The 1,007-nt window shown below is 46.7% G+C and carries 1 protein-coding gene; it reads right to left on the bottom strand.

Annotation, left to right across the window (positions count from 1 at the left end; all coding sequences use genetic code 11):
* Window positions 1-98 precede the first annotated feature (98 nt).
* Window positions 99-1,007 (bottom strand): alanine:cation symporter family protein (locus R7Q47_RS26805; RefSeq protein ID WP_318090372.1); only part of this gene is annotated, 909 nt, incomplete at its 5' end.

Raw genomic sequence — 1,007 nt, forward strand, 5'->3', positions numbered from 1 at the left:
AAATCTGACTGATATAAAAAGGGGGTAACCACTGGTTAACCCCTTTGTTGTGTCCGAAGAACGGACCACTGCTTTTTCTTATTTTTAAGGAAAGAAACTTAGGTCGAAGGCTGTTCTACCGTGTCTGTTGCGGTAGTTTCAGTCGTTGGTGCTTGACCCGTTTTACGTTTGTATTTCTCTTCCCAGTAATCTGCACCTTTGATACCTAGCGCAACTGGGTTGAACGTAAACTCTGTGACACCTTGCTTCTGTTGTTCTTCGTAGTCGGTCAGCGCTTTCAGAGCAGGCTTCGACATAAAGAAGATGATCAAGATACCCACGATGTTCAGCCAAGCCATCAAACCTACGCCAACATCACCCATCGCCCATGCTAGGTTTGCGGTTTTTACTGTACCGTAAAACACGGCTGAGATAAGTACCAGTTTTAAGATAAACATCAGACCGTTCACTTTAAAGGTACGGCGAATGTAGGCAATGTTTGTTTCTGCGATGTAGTAGTAAGCCAAGATCGTGGTGAATGCGAAGAAGAACAGTGCAACAGCGATGAACGGTTTACCAACTCCAGGCAGAGCACTTTCAATCGCCATTTGCGTGAATACTGGACCATTGGCCCCAATATCGGCTGGTAGGTTTTGCACAAGGAATGCACCTTCAACCGCACCGTGTACGTTGTACGCACCTGTGATAAGAATCATAAACGCAGTTGCCGAACATACTAGTAGTGTATCGATGTAGATTGAGAATGATTGAACCAGACCTTGCTGTGCAGGATGATCAACGCTTGCTGCCGCTGCTGCGTGAGGGCCGGTACCTTGGCCTGCTTCATTTGAGTAAACACCACGTTTAACACCCCAACCAATGGCAGCACCAACACCAGCCATAGGAGTGAACGCGTCTCCTAGGATCATGCCGATAATGCGTGGGATTTCACCGATGTTTAGAAGAATGATAACGAAAGCGGTGATGATGTACGCCAATGCCATGAATGGCACAACGATCTGAGTGAA

The sequence above is a fragment of the Vibrio sp. Vb0349 genome, assembly GCF_033338975.1.